A 7,855-nucleotide genomic window follows, 5' to 3' on the forward strand; every position below is an offset into this window, starting at 1 on the left:
AGAAATATGCGTCATTTACATGGGTACAAACCAGGACAAGAAAAAGGCCGTAACCCACGCCAATGCTGGGTTACGGCCCGATTAGGGGTTCAAAGTTCGGTTCTAGACCATTCGACGACGGCGCGTTGCATCGCATCGCGGTCTCGCTCGCGCCGCTCTTGCCGAACCCATCACTTCGCGGCGTGTGATGCCTCTTCGTGCCGACCGAAACCCTCAACGAGTTGCGTGTGCCCACGGGATCGACGACCCTGACTTTGGATCGCCTTTCATTTGACATCCCTCGAACGATTCGTGAGAGTCAGATTGTTGCAATGCAACACCTCCTTTCCTCCGCTTCCAAGACCAATGTCCAAACAGGGAGTGCCAAATGGCCAAGACGATCAATTCCATTTATCAGTCGTTGTTGTCTCAACTGAACATCAGTTGGCCGACCACGACTGACGTTGCGTTGTCAGGATCGGATCCCGTTGTCGATTCGGTCTTCCGCATCGGCGAATGCGCCGCCGCGGTGCTGGGTGCGCAGGGCGCCGGGGTTGCGGAAATCTGGCGGCGACGCACCGGTGGTCGACGCCAGCAGATATCCATCGACTCCTTGGCAGGAGCGCTCGCTTCTTTCAGCGTCGGTTACCAGTCCCAGCATGGCTACGCCTTTCCACAATCCGAACCATCCTACCCACTGGTCGATCTGTATCCCGTCCGCGACGGACGATGGTTCATGTTGCACGGGGCCTATCCCCTGCTGCGCAATGGCTTGCTCAATCTTTTGGGCTGCACCATGAATCCCTCCGACATTGCCAACAAGGTGGGTGCCTGGGACGCGTTCGTCCTCGAAGAGGCCATCGCGGACCAGGGCTTGTGCGGCGCGGCGGTCCGATCGCGGGGAGAGTGGTTGGACAGCGAACAGGGCCGGGCCGTGGCGGCAACGCCGCTCATCGAGATCATCAAGATCGGCGAGTCCAAACCCGAGCCGTTTGCGCCGGCCAGAAAAGGTGACCGTCCGCTGAGCGGGATCAAGGTGCTGGACCTGACCCACGTCATTGCCGGCCCGACGCTTGGCAAGACCCTGGCCGAGCAGGGGGCGGAAATCATGCATATCACCAGTCCGACGCAGCCCTCCCTGCTGCCCTTCGTCGTCGACACCGGCCACGGCAAGCTGCAGGCGTTGCTGACCCTGACGGAAGACGACGATGCCGCTACCCTGCGTGAGCTGATCACCCAGAGTGACGTCTTCGTCGAATCCTACCGGCCCGGCGCCATCAGCAAGCTTGGCTTTTCCGCCGAGGCGGTGGCGGAAATGCGTCCCGGCTCGATCTACGTCTCGGTCAACTGCTACGGTTGGGCCGGGCCTTGGCTGCAGCGTCCCGGCTGGGAACAGCTTGCGCAAGTGGTCACTGGTATGACTGTCGCTCAGGGCACGCCCGATCGACCGGTGTTGCAGCCTGTCTACCCGAACGACTACGTCACCGGCTTCCTGGGAGCACTGGGTACCATGATGGCGTTGTTGCGTCGAGAGGAGGAGGGTGGTTCCTACCATGTCCGTGTCTCGCTCTGCCGCACAGCGATGTGGATCCAGGACCAGGGACTGATTCCCAAGAGCCAGTTGCCGTCGTCGGCAATTCCTCAAGCAGAAATCCACAAGTACCTGTGCACCCAGGACAATCCGGCCTACGGGCCGTTGACCTTCCTGGGACCGGTGCTGCGTTATTCGGAAACACCGGCTCGCTGGGACCTCCCGCCTCTGCCATTGGGCGCCAACCTTCCGGTCTGGCCGAGCGGAGCAGCCTCCACAGGCGAGCGGCTGCAACACGCGCTACCCCGCCACCGGCTTCCGGCTCACCGTCATCCTTGAAGGCGTGTCTCCAAGTGGCACCATGGGCGATGGGGGTACCTCCTCAGCAGCCCTCCACTCACGCCCCAATGAACGGGCGTGTGTCTCGATTCTCAGCATGGCGGGCCGGGGTTCTGTCGCAATAAGGATTTCGGCTCGCGGTCATACGCTGCGAGGCATCGAGTTGAAGCTCCTTTTTGACGATGGCGATGGTCTTCACCGCGTTCTCGCTGGTGCCCAGAAACTTCTTGATGCGCAGGTACTGCTTGATCCACTTGAAGAACAGCTCGACTTGACATCGCTGCTTGTACAGCGCGCAGATCGTCAGCGCGGGAAGCACTGTGTTGTTGGTCAGAAAGACCAGCGTCTTGCCCGATTCCGGGTCTTTGAATCGAATGCGGCGCAGATGCTCCGGATAGTCTCGCGCAGCGTAGAAGCCATTGAGCGCGACGCGCTGATCGCATATCACGCCACTGTCGCGCTCGCAGGGCGCGGAGTAGACGCGCCGCGCGTTGAAGTTCGACTTCGCGCGTGTGACGAAGAAGGCGCCGGCCTGATGCAGCACGTACAGCCGCGTGAAGTCCACATAGCCGCGATCCATCACGTAGAAAGCGCCGGGCTCGAAGCTGAGCATGTCCAACACATTCACGTCGTGCAGCTTGCCGTCGCTGATGTAGATGAACGCCGGAATACAACCGCGAAGGTCCAGCAGGGTGTGCAGCTTGATGGCAGCCTTGGTGGAGCAAAACGGTGCCAGTCGAACAGGCGTAGGCACAGATCGATGGTGCTGGAGTCCAGCGCGTAGACCGTGTTGTCCAACTCGACACCGAGCGAGTCGCTTGCATAGAGCTTGCGTGCGCGGCGGATCAGCAAGGTGGCCAGATCGAACCAGATGTGCCAGTCGCGCTCTCGCGATCGAGCGCCTTCTGCATGCGCGTGATGAGGCCGTGCGAGCAGGCGCCCTTCAGCCTGGACCCCGACACGATGGCAGACCATCAGATCGTTTCCACCCTGCAGCAAGATTTGCGCGGTCGTGCCATCGGACGAGACGACGCCAGCCGACTTGAAGGGCGTTGGCGCGGCGCGCGCCTGTCAGCTGACGCAGCCCCTGTCGCGTTGGCTGAGCTGATTGGGCCACTGGCTGAACTTCCTCTGCGTCGCAGGGGCCGGGCGCGCCCAAGAAGGTGAAGGCTGGAAATGAAGAAGCATCGCAGGGCCGGCATGGTCGTTCGCTTGGTGGCCGTCGGAACGGCCTTGGCGGGGTGGATGGGGGTCGCCGTTGCGGAGCGTACCGACGTGCAGACTGTGAACCTGGCCCCGCACGAGAGCGCGAGCGGCCCGGGGAGCGCGACGCTCATCCTGGATGAAGTGATCGACAGTCGCTGCCGTGCGGCTGAGCGTTGCTCGCCATCGGATGCCGCCTCGCGCGACGCCGTGGCGAGGGTGACGTTGCGTACGGCCGACGGTCAACGCTATGCGGGGACGTTGGCGATAGGCGGGACTCGAGGTCAGCCGAGTCCGTCGGCGCCCGCCTATGCGAAGCTGGGTCATCTGCTCGTCGAGCTCGTCGGCATTGCGCCGGAGGGCCGCGAGCTGCCAGCCGACGGGCCGGGCCGGCTCCAAAGGGCCATGTTGCGGATCACACCGGCAGAGCGGGTGGCCGTCGGAGCCGGTGCAGCCGTTGAACTGCAGCTCGCGGGTTTCAAACTTCGAGTACTGTCGATCAACGATCAACGCTGCCCGAAGGATGTGATGTGCGGTAGTGCTGGCTACGTGCAGATCGAAGTCGAGCTGAGTGCGAGGAATGCGCCGGCCGAGCGGCTGACCTTCGGCTCACCAACGGTGCCGAAACAAGCGCTTGCTTGGCAAGGCTACGACATCGAACTCTGCGACGTGCTGCCTCGGCGAGCGTCATTCGCGAAGGGCGCCCTGTCATCGCCGCTGCAGGCTGAGTTCTTCATCAGCCCGGCACCGGTCGCTCTACGCGGCTCGTCGGCGGCGCACGTGGTGGGGCTTCACACCTGCGTACAGCCCATTCTCTGAGCCGGACGCCCTAACCCTAACCAGCCCTGGAGCCGCCCTTCGCGGACGACAGCAATTGGCCGCGAGTGTGAGTTCGCAGCCGCGCCGGTCAGCTGCTCTTCGCATCGAGTGCGTCTCCCACGAAGGGCAGGTATCAGCGACCTCGCGGAATTCACACTGCCGGCCAGGAGCTGTCGCCCGCGACTGGCCGTTTTGTGGCTGACTGCAAGTCCTACAGAAGCACCAAATGCTCAGCAAGATGCCGATATACGGCTGAAACTCGCCGCAGGTGGCGCGCCTCGGTATGCGTGAGCAGCCAGAGCTCCGTCTGGCATTCCTCGATCTCCGCGTCGAGTTGCAGCAGGTCATTGCGTTGGTGCGCAAGGAAGAGGGGCAGGATGCCGACGCCCATGCCCTGGCCGACCAGCTCGGCGACGGTGAGAATGCTGTTGACTCGGTACTTCGGCATCACCTTCGGGAATCGCTTCTTCCGCCAGACCACGCTGGGGTGGTCCGGCAACGCATCGTCCGGTGCGATCCAGTTCTGCGCTGCCAACGCTGAATCATCAAGGCGCTTCCTTCCGCCTTTGCGTGCAGTGAACAGCGCAACTCGGATCGGGCCGAGGTGCTTGCCGACCAGGTGTGTCGGTGGTCGCTTGGTCGCACGCACGGCAATGTCGGCGTCCCGCCGAGTCAAGCTGGCCAGTTCGTTGCCCGCCACCAGATCGAATCCCAGCAAGGGATGCACAGTCTGCAGTGACTTCAACGCGGGTGCCACCAGGCTGTGCAGCACCGTGTCGGTGGTGGTGATCCTGACCGAGCCCGAGACCTGTCCGGGATCGGCCTGCGCCGCCGATCGGGCCGCTTCGAGTTCGGCCTCCATCCGCTCGGCATGAGCGGCCAGGTCCTGTGCCAGGTCCGTGGCGATGTACCCCGCCCGTGAGCGTTCGAAGAGTTGCAGGCCCAGCCCTTTTTCGATGCGCTGCAGGCTTCGGAAGACGGTAGACGCGTGCTGGCCCAGTTGCTCGCCAGCCGCGGCCAAGGTGCCGGCACGCACCAGGCTCAGCACTACGTACAGGTCGTTGACTTCGATTTTGTATTGCAGTCTTGCAACCATTGATTTCCGATGTGCCTATTCGCAATGCGACTGGGAAATCCTATCGTGCGGCTGTCCATCACTCAAGCGGAGGTTTCAGATGTCATCCAGTCCCAGCCGCAGCGCCGACCTCGGCATCGCATTGCTGCGGGCCGGCCTGGGCACGATGTGGATCGCCCACGCGCTGCTCAAGCTGTTCGTGTTCACGCTGCCCGGCACAGCCCAATATTTCGTCAGCATCGGCTTTCCGGGATGGGTCGCCTACCCGCTCTTCGCTGCGGAGCTACTCGGCGGTCTAGCGATCGTGCTGGGCCTGTACGCCCGGCAGGTGGCCTTGGTTCTTTCGCCGGTGATGGCTGTGGTGATTTCGGTCCACGCCGACAACGGCTGGGTGCACACGGCGAACGGAGGCGGCTGGGAATACCCCGCCTTCCTGCTTCTGGCCTCGGTGGCGATCTGGCTTGCCGGTGATGGGGCGCTCAGCCTTCGCCGAAGCAAGCGCCTGGTTCCAAGTTTGTGAGGACGGCACCATGTCCGAACGCCTCACGCTCATCAGCCACAAGCTGTGCCCGTACGTGCAGCGGGCCGCCATCGTCCTGGCCGAGAAAGGCATCGCCTTCGAGCGCATCGACGTCGATCTGTCGAACAAGCCCGACTCGTTCCTGCGCATCTCACCTTTGGGCAAGACGCCGGTGCTGCTGGTGGACGGCGAACCCATCTTCGAATCGGCTGTCATCTGCGAGTACCTGGAAGACACCACCTTGCCCCGGTTGCATCCTGGCAATGCACTGCATCGTGCCCGCCATCGTGCCTGGATGGAGTTCGGTTCGGCCGTGCTGAACACCATCGCCGGCTTCTACAACGCGCCCGACGAGCAGGCCTTGCATAGCAAGGCGGCAGAGCTGCGTAGCCGCTTCGAGCAAATTAAAGCCGCACTCGGTGACGGACCCTACTTCGCTGGCGGCGACTTCTCGGTCGTTGATGCCGTCTTCGGCCCGATCTTTCGCTACTTCGACGTCTTCGACGGCATCGCCGACTTCGGCATCTTCAAGGCCACGCCTCGGGTCCAGGCCTGGCGCGTGGTCCTCGCTGCGCGCCCGACCGTTCGCGATGCCGTCGAGCCTGCCTATCCTCAGCTGTTGCAGCGGTTCCTCGTTGACCGCCGCTCGGCGCTGTCTGCCCTGATGAAAGCTTAGGAGAATTTGATGAGTTCTGCTGGAGCAACGCACTTCGGTCAATCACTTCGACACGCGACGCCCGCTTGACGAGGTGCAGATCATCGAACTCGTTCGCCTGGTCACACTGAGCCCGAGTGCCTACAACTTCCAGAACTGGAAGTTCATCGCCGTGCGCGATGCCGCCGGCCTGAAGGCCGCGGCCTATGGGCAGCAGAAGGTCGTCGATGCGCTCGTGACTTTCATCGACTGCGGCACGCTGAACGCCCACCTTCGCCTTGCACAAGTGCTTGAACCGTCGCTCGATGCCGGCATCCTGAACGCGAAGGTCGTCAGCGCGTGGGTGTCAATGGCGCAGGGGGCGCGCGAAGGCAATCCACAACTGCAGCGCGACGAGGCCTTTCGTTCGGCCAGCCTGGCCGCAATGACGCTGATGCTGGCAGCCCAGGATCAAGGGCTGGTCACCGGTCCGATGAGCGGCTTCGATCCGGTCGCTGTTTCCCGGGAGTTCGCGCCGCAAACCGACGAGGTACCCGTCAGGCTATCCGGCTGAAGGCAACTCGGCGCAGAAGCCACGAAGGGCGGTCGGCGACGTTCTCAAGATGATCTGAGACGAGTTCAACCGCCCAACGTCAGCTTCGGGCCTGGAGGGTCGGCCCTTTTCAACGGCGGCAAAGGGTCGACTTGCGCCGACCGCGGCCGGCGACAGCAGTCGTTCGCGTCACCGCGCGCGAGCACTGTCGCCGAGCTGGCTTGACAGCGTCCTGCTACGCTGAGCGCATGGTGGAACCGACACTGCTTTCGACGCTCGACAAAGGCGTACTGACGTTGACGCTGAACCGCCCTGCGAAGCTCAACGCGATCGACAACGCCTTGGCCGCCGCATTGCTCGAAGAACTGCAGGCAGCAGCCACCAACCCAGAGGTGCGTGTGATCCGCCTGCGTGGCAATGGGCGGGCCTTTTGCGCGGGGCGCGATATCAGCGCGCTGCCCACCGAGCGGGATCTCGAACTGGTCCAGGGCGTTGCCGTAGCCATCGTGCGCCACCCCAAGCCCGTGATGGCGGCCGTGCACGGCTGGACAGTGGGCGCAGGGTTCGAGTGGACGATGGACGCCGATGTGGTGGTGGCTGCAGACGATGCGAGGTTCAAGCTGCCCGAGGCGTCGATCGGCGTCTTCGTGACCGGTGGTCTCGTGGCTACTTTGCCAGCCATCGCCGGACTGTCGCGGGCCAAGGCCATGATGCTGTTCGGCGAGGAGTTCAGTGCACGTCAGGCTGTCGACTGGGGACTGGCCCACCGGGCGGTGCCATCCAATCAACTGGACGAAGTCTCGATGGCTGCGTGCCAACGACTCGCGGCGCTCGATCCGACCGTCGTTGCACACTACAAGCGCGTGCTCAACGCTGTCGGGCTCGACCGATTCGACCGTGCGATTGAGGAGGAATCGAACGCGACTCGTATGCTGGTGAAGGCATTTCCGGTCGCGATCTGAGCGGCGTATCGGCGCCGCGGAGTCGGTGCCGAGTCCCTGCACGCCCGCGAACGAGAAATCCGGTTTGGGGGTTCCTTACGACGACGAAGCCGACCTTAAACCGAACTTTGACGACCACCGAGACCTAAGTGCCCGCCCCGCTTGAACTTTTCGTTCGCAGGGTGTGGGGCTACTGGGTACAAGCCGGGTTTAAGTCGAGTAGTTCGAATGCCTTGGTCTGAAGCGGCGTGGGCCGCGTGG

Annotated in this window: 7 protein-coding genes and 1 pseudogene; 6 read left to right on the forward strand and 2 right to left on the reverse strand. The window is 63.1% G+C overall.

Features of this window, described 5'->3' with window-relative positions; translation table 11 throughout:
• Positions 1 to 367: 367 nt before the first annotated feature.
• Positions 368 to 1,849: a CoA transferase gene (locus tag AC30NL_RS13110; protein WP_489464442.1), complete on the forward strand. Its 1,482-nt coding sequence runs from the start codon at positions 368 to 370 to the stop codon at positions 1,847 to 1,849.
• Between the two features lie 151 nt (positions 1,850 to 2,000).
• Here the strand turns inward: AC30NL_RS13110 and AC30NL_RS13115 are convergent.
• Positions 2,001 to 2,734, reverse strand: a pseudogene (locus AC30NL_RS13115) (IS4 family transposase); the annotation flags it as partial.
• A 291-nt stretch (positions 2,735 to 3,025) separates the two neighbouring features.
• Here AC30NL_RS13115 and AC30NL_RS13120 point away from each other — a divergent pair.
• Positions 3,026 to 3,871 (forward strand): hypothetical protein, encoded by an 846-nt coding sequence (locus AC30NL_RS13120; RefSeq protein WP_489464443.1) that lies wholly within the window; start codon positions 3,026 to 3,028, stop codon positions 3,869 to 3,871.
• 211 nt (positions 3,872 to 4,082) lie between these two features.
• Here AC30NL_RS13120 and AC30NL_RS13125 read toward each other — a convergent pair whose 3' ends face one another.
• Positions 4,083 to 4,967: a LysR family transcriptional regulator gene (locus tag AC30NL_RS13125; protein WP_489464444.1), complete on the reverse strand. Its 885-nt coding sequence runs from the start codon at positions 4,965 to 4,967 to the stop codon at positions 4,083 to 4,085.
• 79 nt (positions 4,968 to 5,046) lie between these two features.
• On the opposite strand from AC30NL_RS13125, the gene AC30NL_RS13130 reads away from it, so the two are divergent.
• From AC30NL_RS13130 to AC30NL_RS13145, 4 genes are all read left to right on the forward strand, one after another.
• A complete protein-coding gene (locus tag AC30NL_RS13130; protein WP_489464445.1) occupies positions 5,047 to 5,466 on the forward strand; it encodes a DoxX family protein in 420 nt (139 codons plus the stop codon).
• 10 nt (positions 5,467 to 5,476) lie between these two features.
• Entirely contained in the window at positions 5,477 to 6,142 is a 666-nt protein-coding gene (locus AC30NL_RS13135) for a glutathione S-transferase family protein (RefSeq protein ID WP_489464446.1), read from the forward strand.
• Positions 6,143 to 6,215: 73 nt separating this feature from the next.
• On the forward strand, positions 6,216 to 6,674 hold the full coding sequence (locus AC30NL_RS13140; protein WP_489464447.1) for a nitroreductase family protein: 459 nt from the start codon (positions 6,216 to 6,218) through the stop codon (positions 6,672 to 6,674).
• A gap of 227 nt (positions 6,675 to 6,901) precedes the next feature.
• Positions 6,902 to 7,615 (forward strand): enoyl-CoA hydratase/isomerase family protein, encoded by a 714-nt coding sequence (locus tag AC30NL_RS13145; RefSeq protein WP_489464448.1) that lies wholly within the window; start codon positions 6,902 to 6,904, stop codon positions 7,613 to 7,615.
• The last annotated feature ends 240 nt before the right edge of the window (positions 7,616 to 7,855 follow it).

The organism is Rhizobacter sp. (assembly GCA_021153565.1).
Lineage (GTDB): Bacteria > Pseudomonadota > Gammaproteobacteria > Burkholderiales > Burkholderiaceae_C > Albitalea.

What these genes read in the sequence shown, in the direction of transcription:
- AC30NL_RS13125 (WP_489464444.1), bottom strand. Translation starts at nt 4,967, where the DNA reads ATGGTTGCAAGACTGCAATACAAAATCGAAGTCAACGACCTGTACGTA.
- AC30NL_RS13120 (WP_489464443.1), top strand. Translation starts at nt 3,026, where the DNA reads ATGAAGAAGCATCGCAGGGCCGGCATGGTCGTTCGCTTGGTGGCCGTC.
- AC30NL_RS13135 (WP_489464446.1), top strand. Translation starts at nt 5,477, where the DNA reads ATGTCCGAACGCCTCACGCTCATCAGCCACAAGCTGTGCCCGTACGTG.
- AC30NL_RS13145 (WP_489464448.1), top strand. Translation starts at nt 6,902, where the DNA reads ATGGTGGAACCGACACTGCTTTCGACGCTCGACAAAGGCGTACTGACG.
- AC30NL_RS13130 (WP_489464445.1), top strand. Translation starts at nt 5,047, where the DNA reads ATGTCATCCAGTCCCAGCCGCAGCGCCGACCTCGGCATCGCATTGCTG.
- AC30NL_RS13110 (WP_489464442.1), top strand. Translation starts at nt 368, where the DNA reads ATGGCCAAGACGATCAATTCCATTTATCAGTCGTTGTTGTCTCAACTG.